This window comes from Sphaerisporangium sp. NPDC005288, assembly GCF_040607475.1.
Classification (GTDB): domain Bacteria; phylum Actinomycetota; class Actinomycetes; order Streptosporangiales; family Streptosporangiaceae; genus Sphaerisporangium; species Sphaerisporangium rhizosphaerae.
In genome coordinates, this window is sequence record NZ_JBEXGT010000027.1 from 95,266 (window position 1) to 115,893 (window position 20,628).

Consider the following 20,628-nt stretch of genomic DNA (forward strand, 5'->3'; position numbering starts at 1 on the left):
GTTGCGGGGCCGGGGGCCAAAGCCGCGAAGGACCGTTCCACAGCATTCTCCGTCTCTCCAGGCGTCTTACCGGATGGCCCGGGAAAGGCGGATCCGCCGGAAAACACGGACGGGACGGCCGCGCCGCGGCCGTCCCGTCAATAAAGCTGATCTCAGCGGGGAGCCTTGACCACAACCGTGCCCGCGAGCTTGTCGTGCAGGCCCTGCTGTAGCGGCTTGTCGGTGAGGATAAGCACGCCGAGGACGAGGACGAAGATGCCCGACAGGACGCCGAGGAAGGGAATGCCGTACAGCACCAGCACGCCGGGGTAGATAGCCGAGCGCTTCATCAACGCCGACGAATCCACCGGAGCGCCGCCGACGCCGACGAGACGGATCTTCATGACCTTCTTGCCGATGGTCTGCCCGTCCTTGGAATGCAGCACGTAGTCATAGGCGGCGTACGCGCCGTAGGCGATGATCGCCGAGACCAGGCCGGGGACGAAGGAGGAGCCGATCGCCACGCCGGGGTTGGCGAGAATTTCCTCCGTCGAGGGCGCGAACATCGGGGAGAGGATGAGGTTCAGGATGAAGTAGACGACGCCGAAGATCAGCATGTCGATGATCCGGGCGACCCACCTCTCCCACCACTCGGCCAGCGGCGCGGGAGCGCCGGGAGGAAGCGGCGCGCCCTGGGGGCCGCCGTAGGGGGCGTTGTAGCCCTGGGGTGCGCCGTACCCGCTCTGGGGTGCACCGTAGCCCCCCTGGGGGGCGTCGTAGCCGCCCTGGGGAGCGCCATAGCCGCCCTGAGGGGCGCCATAGCCGCCACCCTGGGGGTTGCCGTATGGCTGGCCCGGGCCCTGCGGATCGTAACCGCCGGGGGGTGGTTCTGCCGTCATTTCGTCACCTTTCGCGACTGCGAAGGAAGCTGCGGTTCGTGCAAGGTCCTATCGCATGTAGGGGTATGTCCGTTACCTTTTCGCCGATTCGGCCGCCACGTGTGCGCCGGATCGGTCGCATATAGCAAACGAGGCCGGGGGATCACCCCCGGCCCCGAGCGCGCGCCGCTTACTTGATCTTCACGACGACGGTCTTGGCGACCTTGTCGTGCAGACATTGCTGCAGCGGCTTGTCCCAGAACTGCCACAGGACGTTCACCAGGTAGAACACCCACGTGACCAGGCCCACGACCGGGACCCACGCGAGGAACTCGAAGCCCCACAGGACGCCGGCGCGCTTGATCGCGACGTCCGAGGCGAGCCCGCCCTCGACGCCGCCGCCCACTGGGACGATCTTGATGCCCATGACGATCTTGCCGACCGTCTGGCCACGCTGCTTGGTCATCAGGAACTCGTAGCCGACCCAGACCAGCCCGGCCAGGATCGCCGTCAGCAGGCTGGCCAGGAACACGCCGCCGCCCGGGCTGATCGCGCCCGTCGCGGGGTCGAAGCTCGGCGCGGTGACGATGAGCGCGGCCAGCACGGCGTTGAGGATGACGTACGGGATCACGATGATGACGATGTCGATGATGCGGGCCACCAGTCGCTGCCACCACTCGGCCAGCGGGGCGGGGGCGCCCGGAGGCTGCGTGCCGGTGGCCGGGTAACCCTGCTGGTAGCCGGCCGGGCCGTACCCCTGCTGGCCGTACTGCTGCTGGCCGTAGCCCTGCTGGCCGTAGGCCGCCCCGTACGGCGGCGCCTGCTGGGCGTGCTGCTGCCCGTAGCCCTGCTGGTCGTGGCCGGCCTGCTGCCCGTACTGCGGCTGGCCGTACCCCTGCTGCCCGTACTGCTGCTGGCCGTACTGGGCCTGCTGGCCGTACGCCTGCTGCGCGTCCTGCTGGCCGTACTGGCCCTGCTGGCCGTAGCCCTGCTGGGCCTCAGGCTGGCCGTACTGCTGCTGGCCCTGCTGGGCCTGCTGGCCGTACTGCTGCTGCCCGTAGCCCTGCGGCTGGGCGTAGCCGCCGGTCTGCTGGCCGTACTGCGGCTGGCCATAGGACGACGACTGGCCCTGCTGGCCGTAGCCCTGCTGGGCCTCCTGCTGGCCCTGCTGGCCGTACGCCTGCTGACCGTACTGCTGGGGCTGCTGCCCGTACTGCTGCTGGCCCTGCTGGGCCTGCTGGCCGTACTGCTGCCCGTAGCCCTGCCCCTGCTGGGGGTGGGAAGGCTGGCCGTAGGCTCCGGTTCCACCCTGCTGGCCGTAGGCGCCCGGCTGGCCGTAGGCTCCCGTCCCTGCCTGCTGGCCGTAGGCTCCCTGCTGGCCATAGCCCTGCTGGGGGTAGGCGGAGTGCTCCGAGGCCGGCTGGGGACGGTGGACGACGGTCACCTCCGGATCGATGCCCGGGGGGTTCTGCTGCCCATATTGCGGAGAGCCGGTTGACGAATGACCCTCGTCCGGCTCGTCGCGTGGGTACGGCGGCTGTCCGGTGCTCACCGTGTCACCTCACTTCGGCTTCGCACGTGGCCTCTGTCAGGCGCACGTGCCGTGGTGTTGCCAAGGTAGCGACAGCGGGATCAACAGTCACCTTTCCATTCCGTCACCCCCAAGGTCAGGATCGCGGGTTCACATGCAACAACATCCGCGTGTTGCCCAGGGTGTTCGGCTTGACGTGCTCCAGGTCGAGGAACTCGGCGACGCCCTCGTCGTAGGAGTCCAGGAGTTCGGCGTAGACCTCGGGGGAGACGGGCGTGCCCTGGATGGGGACGAAACCGTGCCTGCCGAAGAACTCGACCTCGAAGGTCAGGCAGAAGACCCGCTGGACCTCCAGCCGGCGGGCGGCGTCGATGAGCGCCGCGACGATCATGTGGCCGATGCCCATGCCGCGGCAGCCGGCGTCGACGGCGACCGTGCGGATCTCCGCCAAATCCTCCCAGAGCACGTGGAGCGCGCCGCAGCCCACGACCATGCCGTCTCGCTCGGCCACCCAGAACTCCTGGACGTCCTCGTACAGGGTCACGGTCGCCTTGCGCAGCAGGCGCGGCCCGTCGCCGGAGTAGGTGTCGACCAATTTCCTGATCGTCCGCACGTCGGAGGTGCGGGCCCGCCGGACGGCGGGCGCGCCCTCGGCGGACGGGCGCTGCGCGGCCTGCCTCATGACGCGTCAGCGTATCCGCCCACCGGCGGGGCGGCGTTCGACGCCGTGCCGAGACCCCCCGATAACGGACTGTCCGAAATACCTGCCAATTCGCGTCGCCATCACGGAGCGTGATCCGGCGCGCGCGGTCGGTGCGCGTCGCAGGGGAGTCTGGGAGCGTGGCGCGCGAGATGCTCTTTGACCTGCGGCTTTTCTTCGATCCCCTGCCCGCGGGCCGGGTAACCGCAGCTCGGAACGGGTGCGGGACGTCCACCGGCGTGATCTTTCCGTGACGCGCCGGTTGTGGAACCTCAACAGAATTCGCAGTTCTGGTTGAGCAGGAACCTGAACTGGACTAATGTCCAGCGTCAATGTCGGTCGTCGTTCCGCGGCGACCGCACCGCCTAATTCCCGTCCCATCCGAACGGCGGGAAACCGGGGACCCAAAGGTGGGTCCGGGGGAGGTCCCCCGGCGACCCGCCACCCCTGGGGTGAATCCGAGAGGGAGGCATCGCGATCCTCCATGGTCACGTGCTCGGTAGGGCTGCTCCGGCCCGAACCCGTCAGCTAACCCGGTAGGCGTCCGAGGAGAGGAGCTTTTTGGTGCAGCCTAGGCGCACGCCTGGAAAGAGCGCGGGCAGGCACGCCCGCGGGCGAGAACGCGGTGCCCATTCCCGCTTCGGGAGCGCCTCCGGTGCGTCCTCGCGCCTTCCCCGCCGTATCGCGCTGGTGACCGCCGCGCTGATGGCCGTGACCTTCGGCTCGCCTCTGGTGTCCGCGACGGCCGAGCCCAAGCCCAGCCTCAACGACCTGAAGAACCAGGTCGAGCACCTCTACAACCAGATCGAGTCGCTCACCGAGCAGTACAACGGCCAGAAGGAGCGCCTCAAGCAGGCGCAGCGTTCGGCCGAACTCGCCAAGAAGACCCTCTCCAAGAGCGAGGCCGACCTGGAGGCCAAGCGCGCCAGAGCCGGCATGTACGCCCAGGACGCCTACATGACCGGCGGTCTCGGCTCGCCGCTGGCATCGACCCTCGCCATGTCCGGCGACCCCGACGCCTACCTCGACCGCGTGGCCACGACCTACGCCCTGCAGCTGCAGCAGGGCGAGGAGGTCGCCCAGATCGGCAAGGCGATGGCGACCGCCGAGCGCGCCAAGGCCGGTGCCAAGGCCCGCGAGGCCGAGGTCAAGAAGCTCGTCTCCGACCTGTCCTCCCAGCGTGACAAGATCCGCGGCCTGGTCGCCAAGACCGAGGGCAGCCTGTTCAAGCGCGCGCTGTCGCAGGCCGGCGGGTACGGCCGGGCCACCAGGATCGAGATCCCGATCCCGGGCGAGGGCAAGGCCGCCCAGGCCGCCAAGTGGGCGCTGACGCAGCAGCTCAAGCCGTACGTCTGGGGCGCCGCGGGGCCGAGCACCTTCGACTGCTCCGGCCTGGTGCTGTGGGCCTACCAGAAGGTCGGCATCAGCCTGCCGCACTACACCGGCGACCAGTGGACCGCGGGGACCCACATCTCCCGCGAGGACCTGCGCCCCGGCGACCTGGTCTTCTTCTACAGCGACCTGCACCACGTCGGCATCTACATCGGCGGCGGCATGATGGTGCACGCACCGCGCACCGGTGATGTCGTGCGGGTGGTCCCGCTCGGCAACCGCCCGTTCGCCGGCGGCGTACGCATCGCCGACTAGCGCCACGGCGCGCACGCCGGACGAGGCGGCCGTCGGTACGGTGACGCCGCCTCGCCGGGACGAGGTACCCCTGCCTCGGACGGTGCGACCTCAGATGAGGCGGCGCCGCGCCGCCCAGGCCACGGCCTCGATGGCCGTGGCGACGCCTATGCGGTCGCAGATGCCGCGCAGGCGGCGTCGTACGGTGCGGCCGCTCACGTCGAGCCTGCGTCCCACTCTGTCGACGGTCACGCCCTTGGCCAGTTCGGCGAGCAAGAGAAGATCATCGTCGCTCAGTCCCACACCGTCTGATCCCGAAGGAATGTCATTCCCTCGGGAAACCAGATCCGGATACGCCATCGGGTGTCCTCCCCCACGACGAACTCGGCAACATACTGAATGCTTCGGCCCGCCCCGTCAGGAACGTTAAACGCCGCGTTGAAAGGTCGTCAAGCACTGACCTCGATACCCATGACGTTTGTGATTGACATACCAGTGCATATGTGAACTACTCGTGACATGTCCCCGCACCTCCCGGTCCGGGGGGACATCGGCGATGATCATGGCCGTGGGCCGCATGATCCGCCATGGAAGACCACCGCGGCGCTGGTGGAGGCCCGGTTCCACACGGGACGCCTCGCGGGCGCCCCGGCTCGGAGATATACGGTCGACACGCTATACGCCGAATTCGACCCGCGAAACCAGTACGCTTTCTGACTTTCTTCCGCCGGTCACGCCCGTGGGCGTAACACTCCGGCCACCCACGATTTGCCGTGGCGGATCACCGCGCCGCGCCGTATTCGACGCGCGCGCCCCCTCCACGTCTCCGATATGGATCTCCCCCGCCGCTTGATCGCGCGGGGCGCGCTCAGGCGGTGTTGCGGTTGTAGATCAGGCGCAGCCCGATGAGCGTCAGCCAGGGCTCGTGGACGTCGATCGAACGGGCCTCGTTCACCACCAGCGCGGCCATCGACCCGGTGGCCACGACGGTCACGTCGTCGGGGTCGGACGCGAGCTCGGGCGCCATGCGCTCGACGATGCCGTCCACCTGGCCGGCGAAACCGTAGATGATGCCCGCCTGCAGGGCTTCGACGGTGTTCTTGGCGATCACCGAGCGGGGGCGCACCAGCTCGACCTTGTGGAGCTGGGCCCCCGCGGCGGCCAGGGCGTCCACCGAGATCTCGATGCCGGGGGCGGTGACCGCGCCGACGTACTCGCCCTTGGCCGACACCGCGTCGAAGGAGGTGGCGGTGCCGAAGTCGACGATGATGCACGGCCCCCCGTACAGCGTGACGGCGGCGAGCGCGTTGACGATGCGGTCGCTGCCGACCTCCTTGGGGTTGTCCATGCGCACCGGCACCCCGGTGCGCACGCCCGGCTCCACGATGACGGCGGTCACGTCGCCGTAGTAGCGCCGGCACATCTCGCGCATCTCGTTCAGCACGGAGGGGACCGTCGAGCAGATGGCGATGCCGCCGATGTCGGCGTCCTTGAGCAGGGGGCTCTGACCGAGCAGCCCCTGCAGGACGACCGCGATCTCGTCGGCGGTGCGCCTGGCGTCGGTGGCCAGGCGCCAGTGCTCGATGACCTCCTCGCCCTCGAAGAGGCCGAGCACCGTGTGAGTGTTGCCGACGTCGATCGTGAGCAGCATCAAGCCCCCCGAAGGTCCAAAGCGATGTCCAGTGCGGGCGCCGAATGGGTCAGCGACCCCACAGCAAGGTAGTCAACACCGGTTTCGGCCACCTCACGAGCCGATTCCAGGCGGAGTCCGCCGCTGGACTCCAGCCGGGCCCTGCCGCCCACCAGGGCCACGGCGCGGGTCAGCTCCTCCACGGTGAAGTTGTCCAGCAGGATCTCCTCCGCTCCCTCGGCCAGCACCGGCTCGATCTGGTCCAGGCGGTCGACCTCCACCTCGATCGGCAGCTCCGGATAGGCCTGCCGGACGGCGCGGAACGCCTCGGCGACCCCGCCGGCCGCCACCACGTGATTGTCCTTGATCAAGGCCGCGTCCGACAGGGACATCCGATGATTGACCCCGCCGCCGCACCGCACGGCGTACTTCTCCAGCGCCCTGAGGCCGGGAAGGGTCTTGCGGCTGTCGCGGACCCGCGTGCCGGTGCCGCTCACCGCCTCGACCCAGCGGTGGGTCAGCGTCGCGATGCCCGACAGATGGGTGAGCAGGTTGAGCGCGGTGCGCTCGGCGGTGAGCACGTCGCGCACAGGTCCGACGACGGTCATCAGCACGTCGCCGCGCGCGACGCGCTCGCCGTCCTTGACGTGACGCTCCACGGTCAGGCGGCCCTGGGAGGCGCCGTGGAAGACCGCCTGGGCGACCGCGAGACCGGCGACCACCCCGTCGGCCCTGGCCACCAGGTCGCCCACCGCCGCCTGGTCCGCGGGGACCGTGGCGATGGTCGTCACGTCGCCCTCCTCGGTGAGGTCCTCGGCGAGGGCGGCGCCGATCACGGCCATGACCCGCGCCGGGTCCAGGCCCGCCTCCGCCAGGTCGGCCTCCAGCTGCTGCGGCAGGCCGGCCGCCCGGTCGTCGTGGTGCTCGGCATAGCTCATGGTCAGTCCCTCCTCGGCCAGGGTCACGTTGAGATGTCCCAGCCACCAGGCGTCGTCGCGTTCGGGGAAGTCCTCCCGCCAGTGCGAGCCGCGCGTCTCCTCGCGGGCCCGGGCGGCCGCCACCACGGCGCTCGCCACGGTGAGCAGGTTCGTGGCCTCCCACGCCTCGGTGCACGGCTCGACGGCGACCGGGGTCCAGCGGGCGTCCAGCAGGCCGTGGCCCACCTCCGCCAGGCTGCGCCCGCTGCGCAGCACCCCTGCGCCGGCGCTCATACGGCTCTGCACCCGCGGCCGGACCCGGGGGTCCACCAGGCCGGCGGCGCGGCCGTCGTCGACCGGCTCGCCCGGAGCCCGCCGCCGCGGGGAGGCGAGGTCGGCCGCGATGCGCTCGGCGAAGACCAGCCCTTCCAGCAGGGAGTTGGAGGCGAGCCGGTTGGCCCCGTGCACCCCTGTGCAGGCCGCCTCGCCGCAGGCGTACAGGCCGGGGACGCTGGTGCGTCCGCGCAGGTCGGTGTGGACGCCGCCGCTGGCGTAGTGCGCGGCGGGCGCGACGGGGATGGGCTCGCGGGCCGGGTCGATGCCGTGCTCCAGGCACACCGCGTAGATCGTCGGGAAGCGGGTGCGCCACTTGTCCTCGCCGAAGTGCCGGGCGTCCAGGCGCACGTGGCTCGCGCCGCTCTCCAGCATGCGGCGCATGATCGCCTTGGCGACGACGTCGCGGGGCGCCAGCTCGGCCAGCTCGTGCACGTCCACCATGAACCGCTCTCCGGCCTCGTCGAGCAGGACGGCGCCCTCGCCGCGCACCGCCTCGGAGATGAGCGGCTGCTGGCCGGTGGAGTCCTCGCCGAGCCAAAGGACGGTCGGGTGGAACTGCACGAACTCCAGGTCGCGGACGACGGCGCCGGCCCGCAACGCCAGGGCCACCCCGTCGCCGGTGGACACCAGGGGGTTGGTCGTGGCGGCGTACACCTGGCCCATGCCGCCGGTGGCCAGCACGACGGCGCCCGCGCGCACCGCGCCCACGCCGTCCCTGGCGCCCTCTCCCATGACGTGCAGCGTGACCCCGCAGGCGGCGCCGGAGGCGTCCTTGAGCAGGTCGAGCACCAGAGCGTGCTCGATGATCTCGATGCGGCCGCCCTCGGCGGCGCCGGCGCGGACCGCCTCGACCAGGGCGCGCTGCACCTCGGCGCCGGTGGCGTCCCCGCCCGCGTGGACGATGCGGTCACGGCGGTGGCCGCCCTCCCGGGTGAGCTGGAGCCCGCCGCCGGGCTCCCGGTCGAACCGGGCCCCGTGCGCCATCAGCCGCCGCAGCGCGCCCGGTCCCTCGGTCACCAGCGCCTGGACGGCCCGGGCGTCGCACAGCCCCACACCGGCGATGAGCGTGTCGCTGAGGTGCTGGGACCAGGAGTCGGCCGGGTCCAGGACGGCGGCGATGCCGCCCTGCGCCCAGCGGGTGGACCCGGCCGACAGCACGTCTTTGGTGACGACGAGCACGCGCGCGTCGGGGGCCAGCTCGGCGTACCGCAGCGCCACGGTCAGACCGGCGATGCCCGAGCCGACGACGACGACATCGGCGGAGACCGTCCAGCCGGGCTCGGGCGCGGTCAACCGGCGGGGAATGGGCGGATGGGTCATGGGGGCTCCCTTATTTCGTCTATATGACGATAAGGCATCCCGCCGCACCCCCGCCACGCGGGGCTCACATAACAGGGGACAGGGTGAGCACCGCGTTGTCGATGAGGCGGGTGGTGCCCACCTTCGCGGCGACCGCGAGGATCGCCTCGCCCCGGTGGTCCTCGGCCACGGCGGTGAACGTCGCCGGGTCGACCAGGCTCAGGTAGTCCAGCAGCAGCGGCGGGTCGGCGCGGGCGGCCTCGTCCAGCACCGCGTGCGCGGCGTGCAGGATGTCCTTGGGCCGGGTGTGTCGGGCACCCTCGCGCAGCGCACGCGACAGCGCCAGGGCCGTGGCCCGGTCGGCCGGCGACAGGTAGCGGTTGCGGCTGGACAGGGCCAGCCCGTCCGGCTCCCGCACGGTGGGAGCCCCGACGACCTCGACCGGGACGTCGAGATCGGCCACCATCCGGCGGATCATCGCCAGTTGCTGGGCGTCCTTCTGCCCGAAGACGGCGACGTCCGGCCGCACGAGGTTGAAGAGCTTGAGCACGACGGTGAGCACGCCGTCGAAGTGGCCCGGCCGGAAGGCGCCCTCGACGATCGTGCCCATCTGCCCCGCGGAGACGCCGACCTGGCGGTCGGGAAGGTAGATCTCGTCGGCCGCCGGGGCGAACACCAGGCCGGCGCCCTCGGCGGCGCACACCTCGAGGTCGGCGTCGAACGTGCGCGGGTAGCGCGAGAAGTCCTCGTGCGGGCCGAACTGCAACGGGTTGACGAAGACGCTGACCGCCACGTGGTCGGCGCGCTCGCGGGCCAGGCGGATCAGCGAGCGGTGCCCCTCGTGCAGCGCCCCCATGGTCGGGACCAGCGCCAGCGTGCCCGCCCCGCCCGCGCGCCGGCCCGGCGCTCCGTCCAGGCCCAGGGCGGCCCGCGCGGCGAGCAGTTCTGAGCGGTCGGCGGCGACGATCACGTCCATGTGTTGCCTCCCAGGGCGTCGAGCAGGCGTTCGGCCGTCTCGGGCTTGAGCAGGCCGGCGGCCAGCGCCCGGTCGGCGGTGAGCCGGGCGAGGGCCACGTAGGCGTCCGCCGCCTCCGGCGCGGCGAGGATGAGCGCGTCCACGTGTTTGCGCACCGTGCCGGCGTCGCCGCGCACCACCGGACCGGTCAGGCCGGCCAGGCCCAGGCGCAGCGCGTTGTCCAGGGCGGCCCCGAGCAGCGGGCCGAGCATGCGGCCCGGATGCTCGACGCCGATCTTCTTCAGCAGTTCCTGCGACTCGGCGATCAGAGTGACCATGTGGTTGGCCGCCCCCGCGAGCGCCGCGTGGTACAGCGGGCGGTCCTCGTCGGCGATCCAGACCGGCTCGCCGCCCATCTCGATCACCAGGGCCTCGGCCACCGGGCGGAACGGGTCGGGGGCGGTGACGCCGAACGAGCAGCCGGTGAGGCGCCGCAGATCGTCGTCCCTGCCGGTGAAGGTCATCACCGGGTGCAGCGCGAACGGCAGCGCGCCGGCGGCCGTCGCGGGATTGAGCACGCCCAGGCCGTACGCGCCGCTGGTGTGCACGAGCATCTTGCCCCGCAGGTCCACCCCGGCGGCGGCCAGGCCCGCGACGAGGTCGGGCAGGGCGTCGTCGGGCACGGTGAGCAGCACCAGGTCGGCGGCGCCGATGACCTCCTCCGGCCCGGAGATGTCCACGCCGAGGCGGTCCAGAGCCCTGCGGCGCGAGGCGTCGGAGACCCCGGCGGCCGCGACGACGCCGTGCCCCGCCTGGGCGAGCGCCGCGCCGAGGACGGACCCCACTCGCCCGGCGCCGAGCACTCCGACCGCGAGGCGCCCGGGGCGGTCGCTTGTCTCCATCACTTTCCCGTTCAGCTTCGACGGATCAGACCAGCAGCCAGCGTAACGGTCGGCTCGCACCGGGCGCCCGACCGGCTCTACCGGCGCGCGTCCACAGCCTGTCATCGGGACCGTCATGGAGCGGCGGCGCGGTTGGTAACGTCCGGTGTCGTGTGGGTCACGTGGCGGCAGGCCATGCAGCAGGCGCTCTACGGCGACGACGGGTTCTACATCCGCGAGCGGCCATCGGGTCATTTCCGCACGTCGGTCGCCGCCTCCCCCGCGTTCGCGCGGGCGGTGCTGCGCCTGCTCGACACCGTCGACCAGGCCGTGGGCCATCCCCGCGAGCTCGATTTGGTGGACGTCGGCTCCGGCGACGGCGCCCTGGTGGCCCAGGTCCTCGACACCGCCGCCCCCGAGCTGGCCGAGCGGCTGCGGGTCACGGCCGTCGAACTGTCGCCGCCGCCCGGCGATCTCGACAAGCGCATCACCTGGGCCTGCTCCCCGCCCCCGGACGTCACCGGCCTGGTGATCGCCAACGAGTGGCTCGACAACGTCCCGCTGGAGGTCGCCGAGCAGACGCCCGAGGGGCCCCGCCTGGTGCTGGTCGATCCCCAGACCGGCGAAGAGCGGCTCGGCGGGCCGCCGGAGGAGGCCGACGCCCGGTGGCTTGCGCGGTGGTGGCCGCTGCGCCGCACCGGGATGCGCGCCGAGATCGGCCGCCCGCGGGACGAGGCGTGGGCGTCGGTCGTCGGGCGGCTCACCCGGGGCCTGGCGGTGGCCGCCGATTATGCACACCCTGTGGATAACCGGCCGCCGTACGGCACCCTGATGGGGTACCGCGACGGGGCCTGTGTGCCCGCCATACCCGACGGGTCCTGCGATATCACCGCACACGTGGCGTTGGACGCCTGCGCGGCGGCGGGCGAGCGGGCCGGGGCGATATCCACAACCTTGACCACACAACGACAGGCGTTGCGCGATCTCGGGGTCAGCGGCGAACGCCCCGCGCTGGCGCTGGCGAGCACCGACCCGGCGGGTTACCTCCGCGCGCTCGCCCGCGTCTCCGAGGAGGCCGAGCTGATCGACCCCGCCGGCCTCGGCGGCTTCGGCTGGCTCGCCCAGTGGAGACGTTGACGGCGCCCCCGCGCCGGCTCGGCCGGTGGACACCACGCCGGCATCCCCGGGTGCTCAGCCGATGGAGACGTTCAGGGCCTCGAGGCCACGGATGACGTAGTTCGGCTTCCAGACCGGCTCCTCGACCAGCTCGATCTTCGGGGCCGCCTTCAGCAGCGCGCCGAACGACTCGGCCAGCTCCACCCGCGCCAGCGGGGCGCCCAGGCAGAAGTGGATGCCCGCCCCGAACGAGATGTGCGGGTTGTCCCTGCGGCCGATGTCCAGCCGTCCCGGGTCGGCGAAGACCTCGGGGTCGTGGTTGGCCGAGCCGTACAGCAGGGCCACCTCGACGCCCTTCGGGATGTCCACCCCGCCGATGGTGACGTCCTCCAGCACCCAGCGCTCGAACAGCTGCAGCGGGGTGTCGTAGCGCATCAGCTCCTCGATCGCGGTGGGCAGCAGCGAGAGATCGTCCCGCAGCCGCTCCAGCTCGCCGGGATTGCGCAGCAGCGCCCACCAGCCGTTTCCTGTGACGTTCACGGTGGCCTCGTGCCCCGCGTTGAGCAGCAGGACGCACGTGCCGACGAGCTCGTCCTCGGTGAGCCGATCACCCTCGTCCACCACCTGCGCGAGCGCGCTGATCAGGTCGTCGCCCGGACGGGCTCGGCGCTCGGCGGCCAGCGCGCGCAGATAGGCGGCGAACTCCGACGCCGCGCGCACCGCCGTGTGCTGCGCCTCGACCGACGGCGCGAGCTCGTACATGCCGCACATGCCGGCCGACCACGGGCGCAGCAGGTGCCGGTCGGCCTCGGGGACGCCGAGCATCTCGGCGATCACCGTCACCGGCAGCGGCTCGGCCACCTCGGCGATCAGGTCGCCGCCCCCGCGCTCGACGAAGCCGTCCACCAGCTCCCCGGCGACGCGGCGCACCCTCGGGCGCAGCTCCTCGACCATGCGCGGCGTGAACGCCTTGGAGACCAGCCGGCGCAGCCGGGTGTGCACCGGCGGCTCGACGTCCAGCATCCCGCCGCGGGTCACCCGCCAGAACGGCTCCTGGAAGTCCGGCTCCGGCCGCCTGCCGAACTCCTCGTGCGAGGCGACGTGCAGGTACGAACGGCCGAGCCTGCGGTCGCGCAGCGCCGCGTTGACGTCCTGGTGCCGGGCCACGAGCCACTGGCCGGTCGGCTCGAAGAAGCTGACCGGCCGGCTGTCGCGGAGCTCCCCGTAGGCGTCGTAGGGATGGGCGACGAAGGCCGGATTCCACGGGTCGAAGCGCACGACGTCATGGTAATCGGGATATCCCGCCACGTCTCACCTGGCCGTCCAGGGATGAGCATCGCCACCGGCCAAGGGAGTGGCCGGCGCACCGCCCGGAACAGCCCTCGAGCCGCACGGAGCGCCGCCGGGGTCAGCGGGCTTCGGCGGGCGGCGCCGGGGCGGCGTCGGGCGCGCCGGTCTCCCCGTAGCGCTCGTGCAGTTCCACCGGCCGCTGGGCGCCCGCCTTCTTGCGCGCACGGATGTTGAGCAGCTCGACCACCAGCGAGAACGCCATCGCGAAGTAGATGTAGCCCTTGGAGATGTGCTGATCGAAGCCCTCGGCGATCAGCACGACCCCGATGAGCAGCAGGAACGACAGCGCCAGCATCTTGATGCTGGGGTACTTCTCCACGAACGCGCTGATCGGCCCGGACGCGAACAGCATGATCACCACCGACACGACCACCGCGGCGACCATGACGCCGATCTCGTCGACCATGCCCACGGCCGTGATCACCGAGTCCAGCGAGAAGACCACGTCCAGCAGCATGATCTGGATGATCACCGAGGTGAACGAGGCCGCCACCCGGCCGCCGGAGTGGCCCGAGGCGCCCTCCAGGCTGTCGCCGATCTCGAAGGCGCTCTTGCCGAGCAGGAACAGCCCGCCCAGGATCAGGATCAGATCGCGCCCGGATATGTCGTGCCCGAACACCGTGAACAGCGGCTCGGTCAGCCGCACGACCCACGACAGCGCGAGCAGCAGCGCCAGCCGGCTCACCATCGCCAGCCCCAGGCCGACCTTGCGGGCCAGGTCACGGCGCTCCGGCGGCAGCTTCCCCGCCAGGATGGAGATGAAGATGATGTTGTCGATGCCCAGGACGATCTCCAGGGCGACGAGGGTCAGGAACCCGATCCATATCTCCGGATTGAGCAGCCAGTCCATCGCGCCTCCTCGGGCCGGGCGTCGGTCACGTCACGGCCCCCGTCCCGGGGAGCCCGTCCCCTGTCAACGCGCGAGGGTCGGTCAAAGTTCGCGATTCGTGAAACGTGTCACCCCTGCCTCATGAGGTTGCGGACAGGCGGGGGAGCCGGGTTATAGTCCCGGTAGGTCATGAGTGCCAGCGTCAAGCCCCGGCTCGCTGGCCGGCAACCCTCGCGCTCGCGGCGGGGTGCCCCGGGTGAGGACCAGGTCCGGCACGAGGTGTGCCGGGCAAGCGCGGGCTCCGTCACACCAACGCCGTGACCGGGTCCCATGACCTTAGGAGGCCGGCGTTGACCGCTCTCACCATCCTGCAGAGCTCCTCCCCCGCCGTTCACGGCACCACCCCGCCGCCCCCCGGCACGTCCCCGCTGCCCTCCGGCACGTTCTCGCCGACCTCCGGCACTTTCTCGCCGGCCGCCGATGCTTTCTCGCCGGTCCCCGGCACGTCATCCCTGGTCCCCGGGGCGAGCGCGCGTCCGGACGCGCCCGCCGTGCTCGGCGCCGACCTGGAGGTGCCGGTCAAGGGCGGGCGCCTGCTGCCGTACGCCAACCTGGACTACGCGGCCAGCGCGCCGTGTCTGGCGCCGGTGAGCGCCGCCGTCGCCGCCGCGCTTCCGGCCTACTCCAGCGTGCACCGGGGCGCCGGGTACGCCTCCCAGCTGACCACCGCCCGCTACGAGCAGGCCCGCCACACGGTGCGGGCCTTCGTCGGCGCCCGCCCCGGGGACGCCGTGGTGTTCACCCGCAACACCACGGACGCCTCGAACCTGCTGGCCCGCTGCCTGCCCGGCGGCACCACCGTCGTGGTCTTCGAGACCGAGCACCACGCCTCGCTGCTCCCCTGGCCCGACGCCGTGCGGCTCGCGCCGCCCGCGTTCGCCGGCGAGGCGGTGCGCGCGGCCGACGAGGCCCTCGCGGCCATCGACGGGCCCGCGCTGCTGGTGGTCACCGCGGCCTCCAACGTCACCGGCGAGCTGTGGCCGATCGCGGCGCTCGCGCACATCGCCCACCGGCACGGCGCGCGCATCCTGGTGGACGCCGCCCAGCTCGTCCCGCACCGCCGGCTCAACCTGACCGCGCTCGACCTTGACTACGTGAGCTTCTCCGGGCACAAGCTGTACGCGCCCTTCGGCGCCGGCGCCCTGGTGGGACGGGCCGACTGGCTCGCCGAGGCCGAACCGTACCTGCGGGGCGGCGGCGCCTCCAAGGCCGTCACCGGAGGCGCGGGCCAGGGCGCGCCGCTGTCCACCGAGTGGAGCGCCGACCCCGAGCAGCGGCACGAGGCCGGCACGCCGAACGTCCTGGGCGCCATCGCGCTGGCCGCCGCCTGCGACGCGCTGTCGGCCACCGGCTGGACGCCCCTGGTCAAGCAGGAGGAACGCCTTCTCACGCTGCTGCGCGACGGCATCGCCGCCATCGACGGCGTCCACGAGCTGTCGCTGTGGGGGCCCGGCCACCCGCGCGTCGGCATCGTCTCCTTCGTCGTGGACGGCTGGACGGCGCGCGAGGTCGCCGAGGCGCTGTCCGCCGAGTACGGCATCGGCGTGCGCGACGGGAAGTTCTGCGCCCACCCCTTCGTCCGGCACCTGCTGGACGCCGTGGGCCGCTCCGCCGACGGTGACTGCGCGGACGGCACCACCGGCGCCGTCCGGGCGTCCATCGGCATCGGCACGACCGAGGAGCACGTGCTTCGCCTGGTCGCCGCCCTCTCAGATCTTGTCTCCCGCCGCTGACGTGACAGCATGGGGTTCATGACCGAACCTCGCGGAACTCGCGGAGGTCCCGGAGCCGGCGGCGCCGCCACGGGCGTCGAGCGGGTCGTCGCGGTCGGGACCGGCGCCAAGGAGCTCGCCACCGAGGACATGATCCTCAACATCGGGCCCCAGCACCCCTCGACCCACGGCGTCCTGCGCCTGCGGCTGACCGTGGACGGCGAGCGCATCGCCTCCGCCGAGCCGATCATCGGATACATGCACCGGGGCGCCGAGAAGCTCTTCGAGGTGCGCGACTACCGGCAGATCATCGTGCTGGCCAACCGGCACGACTGGCTCTCGGCGTTCGCCAACGAGCTCGGCGTGGTGCTCGCGGTCGAGCGCATGCTGGGCATGGAGGTCCCGGTGCGGGCGGTGTGGGCCCGCACGCTGCTCGCCGAGCTGAACCGCGTGCTCAACCACCTGATGTTCCTCGGCTCCTATCCGCTGGAGCTCGGCGCGATCACGCCGGTGTTCTACGCCTTCCGCGAGCGCGAGACGTTGCAGGCGGTCATGGAGGAGATCTCCGGCGGGCGCATGCACTACATGTTCAACCGGGTCGGCGGCCTGAAGGAGGACCTGCCGTACGGCTGGCTGGACCGCGTGAGGCGGGCGGTCGCCGAGGTGCGCGGGCGGCTGCCCGACATCGAGCGCCTCATCCACGGCAACGAGATCTTCATCGCGCGCACACGCGGCGTCGGGGTGCTCGACCGCGAGACGATCATGCAGTACGGCGTCAGCGGCCCCATCGCGCGCGCGTCGGGCGTCGACCTCGACCTGCGCCGCGACGAGCCGTACCTGGCCTACGGCGAGCTGCCGGTCAAGGTCGTCACCCGCACGGCCGGCGACTGCCACGCCCGGTTCGAGGTGCTGCTCGACCAGGTGAAGGCCTCGCTCGACCTGGCCGACGCCTGTGTGGAGCGGCTGCGCTCACTGCCGCCGGGCCCGGTCAACCAGCGGCTGCCCAAGGTGCTCAAGGTGCCCGAGGGGCACACCTACGCCTGGACCGAGAACCCCCTCGGCCTCAACGGCTACTACCTGGTCTCGCGGGGCGAGAAGACCCCGTGGCGGCTCAAGCTGCGCAGCGCGTCCTACAACAACGTCCAGGTGCTCAGGGAGATGCTGCCCGGGCAACTGATCGCCGACATGGTGGCCATCCTCGGCTCGATGTTCTTCGTCGTCGGCGACATCGACAAGTAGAAATCACGGCGCTGACCTGCGCGTTCGACACGGGTTTCCGGCCGGGTGGTTTAACGGGCCTCCCTCTGCGCAGAAGGAGGGTGCGTTAAGGGACAGGGATTCAGGGGTGGCTCCGTGCGAGGCGGGGCCCGGCCGCAGGCCGGGCCCCGCCTCGTGCGTCCGGCCCCGCCTCGTGCGTCCGGCCCCGCCTCGTGCGTCCGGCCCCGCCTCGTGCGTCCGGCCCCGCCTCGTGCGTCCGGCCCGCCTCGTGCGTCCGGCCCGCCTCGTGCGTCCGGCCCGGTCGCGGGCGTCCGGATCCGTTCGGGACGGAGGGCGCCGCTTCGCAGCGGGCGTCCTGATCAGGCTCGGGTGTCCTCGCCGGGCTGCTTCGGCACCTTGCAGCAGTGCTCCAGGTACAGGGCCGCGCAGATGAGGATCACGCAGGCGAGCAGCGAGCCGCCCGCCAGGAAGAAGTCGCGCCGCGGCGTGTCCTGGTCCAGCATCTGCAGGACGTGGAGGACGACCCCGGCGAACATCCCGGCGAAGGCGGCCCCGACATAGGCCGACGCCTTGGCCAGGGCCGCCAGCCGGGCCACCGCGAGCGGTTCCACCGGCTTGGTGTCGGGCTTTCGCTCGATGCGCGCCCGGGTCATCCACCCGCTGTAGGCCTCGCCGACCGCGAGCAGCAGCACGGTGGGGATCGCCGTCCACGGGACGGTCGGCAGGTCGGAGTAGACCTTCTGCAGCAGAGCCCACGTCACGACCGCGAAAGCGACCAGCAGCAGGACGAGCACGCCGGGACGGCTCGGTTTCACACGATCCTCCTCGTTCGCCGGCGGCGGACCGGTCTCGGCCCCGCCGGTCGGTCCGCCGTCATCGCCGGCCGGCCCGCAACCGGGACACGACCCTGCCCACAACAACCCCGCACCATGGGGAAAACGTTCCGGCGCGCCCCTGGCGGTGTCGCCACCGAGCTCAGGCGGACGCCCGCCCACCCTGGGGGAGGCGCCTGCACCACGCTCAGTCGGGCGGCTGGAGCGCCAGATCGGGGCGGAGCCGGACGCCCTTCTGGTCGAGGTCGGCGAGCAGGCCGGCGACCGACCCCCGGCCCGGGAGCACCGCTCCGGGGTCGGCCTGCGACCACGGGACGAGCACGAACGCGCGCTCGTGCGCCAGAGGGTGCGGAAGCGTGAGCTCGGGATCGTCCGACAGCAGCTCACCCACCATGATCAGATCGACGTCGAGGGTGCGCGGCCCCCACGGCTCGGTGCGCACCCGGCCGAACGCGGTCTCCACGCCGAGCGCGCGCTCGAGGATGGCACGGGGCCCGAGCGTCATGGTGCTCCCGATCACGACCGCGTTCAGATAGGGCCGCTGATCGGGCGGGCCGCCGACCGGGTCGGTCTCGTACACCGGGGACACCGCCACGAAGTCGAGCCCGGGCGCGTCGAACAGCGCGTCCACGGCGCCTTGCAGCGTCTCGAAACGGCGGCCGATGTTGCTGCCGAGCGCCAGAACGACCTTCATTACCGCCTCCTCCTGACTGTCACCACCACGTCGTCGAACGGAACGGGGATGGGTGCGGCGGGCTTGTGCACCTTGACCTCGGCCTCCTCGACCAGCTCGGCGGCGAGGCAGGCGTCCGCCAGGCGATGCGCCAGCGTCTCGATGAGGTTGACCGGCTCACCCTCGACGATGGCGGCCAGCCGCAGCGCCAGCTCGCCGTAGTCGACCGTCTTGGTCAGGTCGTCGCCCGCGGCGGCCGGGGCCGTGTCGAGGTGGAGCGTGACGTCCACCACGAACTCCTGGCCCAGCTCGCGCTCGGCGGGCAGGCACCCGTGCCTGCCACGTGCCCGCAGGCCGACCAGGCTCACGCTGTCCATGGTGCTCATCCCCCTGACCGATCGCCCATCACTATCCCCGCCACCCGGCCGCGGAACCGGCCCCGCGCGCGCCCGCCCGTGCACGACGGGACCCACGGGCGGAAGAACCCGGCAGAGCATAACGACACCCGCGCGCCGCGGAGCCCACCCGGACGCTCTGCCCGCGGCCCGCAGGCCCCCGCGGGGCCGCGCGGAGGGGGGAGAGCCACGGGAAGGTCACTCGTCGCTCTCTTCTTCGTCGTCGTCGCCGTCGGCCTGCAGGACCGGGGACCCGTGGTGGAACCACAGCCGCCAGCCGCCGGTGGTGCGGACGAAGGTGTTGGTCGCCACCACCCGGCCCGCCGCGAAGGTGGCGTCCTCGGTGTCGGCGGCGGTCAGGATGTTCTCGGCGCAGGTCAGCACCGCCACATCGCCGATCACCGTCGTGCGCACGTCGGTCAGCACGAACTGGATGTAGGGGGTGTTGGCCATGATGAGCGCCCACGAGCGCAGCACCTCGGCGCGCCCGGTGAGCATGGGCCAGCCCGGATGGACGCACATCGCCACCCGGCCTTCGCCGTCCTCGGCCCAGATCTCGGTCATGCGGTCGAGGTCGCCGCCCTCGATGGCGGTGTAGAACGCCTCGTTGAGCTTCTCGATCTCAGCGTGGGTCGTGCTCATCGAACCCCCTCCGCGCCCCGCCAGGCCGCCGCGACGCGGACGGCGTCGGCGTTGGGCCGCACCTGGTGGACCCGGACGCACCAGGCGCCGGCGTGGGCCGCCAGCGCCGTGACGGCGAGCGTGGCGTCGTCTGACCGGTCGAACGGCCTCGGCGTGCCGTCGGGACCGGCGAGCAGGCGGCCGAGGAACCGTTTGCGCGAGGCGCCGATGATGACCGGGTAACCGAGCTCGCCGAGCCTGCCGACGGCGGCGAGCAGCGGCCAGTTGTGCTCGGCCCGCTTGGCGAAGCCGAGCCCGGGATCGACGACGATCTGCCGCTCGTCGACGCCCTCGGCCAGCACGGAGTCGACGCGCTTGCGAAGCTCTTCGGTGACCTCGGTCACCACGTCGGAGTAGACGGCCCTGGCCTCCATCTCGTGGCTGTGGCCGCGCCAGTGCATCACGACGTAGGGCACCCCGGCGGCGGCGACCACGCGGGGCATCGCCGGGTCGGCCAGGCCGCCGCTGACGTCGTTGACCAGGGCGGCGCCGGCCCGCACGGCCGCCTCGGCGACCTCGGCGCGCATGGTGTCGACGCTGACCGTCACCCCGTGCTCGGCGAGCGTGCGGATGACCGGCTCGACCCGGCGCAGCTCCTCTGCCAGGGGGACGCGCGCGGCGCCGGGGCGGGTGGACTCGCCGCCCACGTCGACGATGTCGGCGCCCTGCTCGACCAGGTCGAGGCCGTGTCGCACCGCGACGTCGGGATCGAACCACTCGCCGCCGTCGGAGAAGGAGTCAGGGGTGACGTTGACCACGCCCATGACCAGACAGCGCCCCTCGTGGGGCAACCCCGGCACCCTCCATGCGGTCATGGCGTCAAGCCTAGGTGCTCCCCGATGACGATCTGTGCCATGGGTCCGGCTTGTGGATAACGAATCGACCCGACACGGACCCGCCCGGGATGTCCCCATCGCCACCTGTGCGCCTGGGGGCGGCGCCAAGGCGCGGACGGCGACCCCAAGTGCCCGCCTCGCCTGACGCGCCCGACCGGCCCGGCGGGCGTCACGCGGAAGCCTGGGTGGGCCG

19 protein-coding genes and 2 riboswitches are annotated in these 20,628 nt (G+C 72.0%); of the genes, 4 read left to right on the top strand and 15 right to left on the bottom strand.

Features of this window, described 5'->3' with window-relative positions; translation table 11 throughout:
* Window positions 1–152 precede the first annotated feature (152 nt).
* From ABZU32_RS24725 to ABZU32_RS24735, 3 genes are all read right to left on the bottom strand, one after another.
* The gene (locus ABZU32_RS24725; protein ID WP_354925465.1) at window positions 153–878 is read right to left on the bottom strand and encodes an RDD family protein; all 726 of its coding nucleotides are present in this window, start codon (window positions 876–878) and stop codon (window positions 153–155) included.
* A gap of 169 nt (window positions 879–1,047) precedes the next feature.
* Window positions 1,048–2,409, bottom strand: a complete 1,362-nt coding sequence (locus ABZU32_RS24730; protein WP_354925468.1) for an RDD family protein — start codon at window positions 2,407–2,409, stop codon at window positions 1,048–1,050.
* A gap of 115 nt (window positions 2,410–2,524) precedes the next feature.
* Window positions 2,525–3,070, bottom strand: a complete 546-nt coding sequence (locus tag ABZU32_RS24735) for an amino-acid N-acetyltransferase (RefSeq protein ID WP_354844336.1) — start codon at window positions 3,068–3,070, stop codon at window positions 2,525–2,527.
* 370 nt (window positions 3,071–3,440) lie between these two features.
* Window positions 3,441–3,647: riboswitch (cyclic di-AMP (ydaO/yuaA leader) on the top strand.
* 131 nt (window positions 3,648–3,778) lie between these two features.
* Here ABZU32_RS24735 and ABZU32_RS24740 point away from each other — a divergent pair.
* Window positions 3,779–4,735: an NlpC/P60 family protein gene (locus ABZU32_RS24740; protein WP_354925471.1), complete on the top strand. Its 957-nt coding sequence runs from the start codon at window positions 3,779–3,781 to the stop codon at window positions 4,733–4,735.
* Window positions 4,736–4,825: 90 nt separating this feature from the next.
* On the opposite strand, the gene ABZU32_RS24745 is transcribed toward ABZU32_RS24740, so the two are convergent.
* The 5 genes from ABZU32_RS24745 to ABZU32_RS24765 form a co-directional block, all read right to left on the bottom strand.
* A complete protein-coding gene (locus ABZU32_RS24745) occupies window positions 4,826–4,990 on the bottom strand; it encodes a LuxR C-terminal-related transcriptional regulator (protein ID WP_307837838.1) in 165 nt (54 codons plus the stop codon).
* 592 nt (window positions 4,991–5,582) lie between these two features.
* Window positions 5,583–6,365 carry a type III pantothenate kinase gene (locus ABZU32_RS24750; protein ID WP_354844329.1) on the bottom strand — a complete coding sequence of 261 codons (783 nt, stop codon included), beginning with the start codon at window positions 6,363–6,365 and terminating at the stop codon, window positions 5,583–5,585.
* A complete protein-coding gene (locus ABZU32_RS24755; RefSeq protein ID WP_354925474.1) occupies window positions 6,365–8,917 on the bottom strand; it encodes an L-aspartate oxidase in 2,553 nt (850 codons plus the stop codon). Before ABZU32_RS24755 ends, ABZU32_RS24750 begins: the two co-directional genes overlap by 1 nt.
* 64 nt (window positions 8,918–8,981) lie before the next feature.
* A complete protein-coding gene (gene panC / locus ABZU32_RS24760) occupies window positions 8,982–9,872 on the bottom strand; it encodes a pantoate--beta-alanine ligase (RefSeq protein WP_354925477.1) in 891 nt (296 codons plus the stop codon).
* Window positions 9,863–10,753, bottom strand: a complete 891-nt coding sequence (locus ABZU32_RS24765; RefSeq protein WP_354844320.1) for a DUF2520 domain-containing protein — start codon at window positions 10,751–10,753, stop codon at window positions 9,863–9,865. Before ABZU32_RS24765 ends, panC begins: the two co-directional genes overlap by 10 nt.
* Window positions 10,754–10,903: 150 nt before the next feature.
* Here ABZU32_RS24765 and ABZU32_RS24770 point away from each other — a divergent pair, with 150 nt between their 5' ends.
* Complete coding sequence (locus ABZU32_RS24770; protein WP_354925480.1) at window positions 10,904–11,869, top strand: SAM-dependent methyltransferase; 966 nt, start codon at window positions 10,904–10,906, stop codon at window positions 11,867–11,869.
* Window positions 11,870–11,923: 54 nt separating this feature from the next.
* Here ABZU32_RS24770 and ABZU32_RS24775 read toward each other — a convergent pair whose 3' ends face one another.
* Both ABZU32_RS24775 and ABZU32_RS24780 read right to left on the bottom strand, forming a co-directional pair.
* Complete coding sequence (locus ABZU32_RS24775) at window positions 11,924–13,126, bottom strand: cytochrome P450 (RefSeq protein WP_354925483.1); 1,203 nt, start codon at window positions 13,124–13,126, stop codon at window positions 11,924–11,926.
* A 130-nt stretch (window positions 13,127–13,256) separates the two neighbouring features.
* Entirely contained in the window at window positions 13,257–14,048 is a 792-nt protein-coding gene (locus tag ABZU32_RS24780) for a TerC family protein (RefSeq protein ID WP_354925486.1), read from the bottom strand.
* Between the two features lie 164 nt (window positions 14,049–14,212).
* A riboswitch (SAM riboswitch) is annotated at window positions 14,213–14,328 on the top strand.
* Window positions 14,329–14,539: 211 nt separating this feature from the next.
* Between ABZU32_RS24780 and ABZU32_RS24785 the strand changes: the two genes are divergently transcribed.
* Together ABZU32_RS24785 and ABZU32_RS24790 are read left to right on the top strand one after the other, a co-directional pair.
* Window positions 14,540–15,820, top strand: a complete 1,281-nt coding sequence (locus tag ABZU32_RS24785) for an aminotransferase class V-fold PLP-dependent enzyme (RefSeq protein ID WP_354844634.1) — start codon at window positions 14,540–14,542, stop codon at window positions 15,818–15,820.
* A gap of 129 nt (window positions 15,821–15,949) precedes the next feature.
* Window positions 15,950–17,038: an NADH-quinone oxidoreductase subunit D gene (locus ABZU32_RS24790; RefSeq protein WP_354844631.1), complete on the top strand. Its 1,089-nt coding sequence runs from the start codon at window positions 15,950–15,952 to the stop codon at window positions 17,036–17,038.
* 338 nt (window positions 17,039–17,376) lie between these two features.
* On the opposite strand, the gene ABZU32_RS24795 is transcribed toward ABZU32_RS24790, so the two are convergent.
* The 5 genes from ABZU32_RS24795 to folP form a co-directional block, all read right to left on the bottom strand.
* On the bottom strand, window positions 17,377–17,832 hold the full coding sequence (locus ABZU32_RS24795) for a DUF3180 domain-containing protein (protein ID WP_354844308.1): 456 nt from the start codon (window positions 17,830–17,832) through the stop codon (window positions 17,377–17,379).
* Window positions 17,833–18,037: 205 nt separating this feature from the next.
* On the bottom strand, window positions 18,038–18,544 hold the full coding sequence (folK, locus tag ABZU32_RS24800; RefSeq protein WP_354844305.1) for a 2-amino-4-hydroxy-6-hydroxymethyldihydropteridine diphosphokinase: 507 nt from the start codon (window positions 18,542–18,544) through the stop codon (window positions 18,038–18,040).
* Complete coding sequence (folB, locus tag ABZU32_RS24805; protein WP_354925488.1) at window positions 18,544–18,900, bottom strand: dihydroneopterin aldolase; 357 nt, start codon at window positions 18,898–18,900, stop codon at window positions 18,544–18,546. The genes folK and folB overlap by 1 nt, the downstream gene beginning before the upstream one ends.
* A gap of 216 nt (window positions 18,901–19,116) precedes the next feature.
* On the bottom strand, window positions 19,117–19,560 hold the full coding sequence (locus ABZU32_RS24810) for a nuclear transport factor 2 family protein (RefSeq protein ID WP_354844300.1): 444 nt from the start codon (window positions 19,558–19,560) through the stop codon (window positions 19,117–19,119).
* A complete protein-coding gene (gene folP, locus ABZU32_RS24815) occupies window positions 19,557–20,414 on the bottom strand; it encodes a dihydropteroate synthase (protein WP_354844297.1) in 858 nt (285 codons plus the stop codon). The genes ABZU32_RS24810 and folP overlap by 4 nt, the downstream gene beginning before the upstream one ends.
* Window positions 20,415–20,628: the final 214 nt, after the last annotated feature.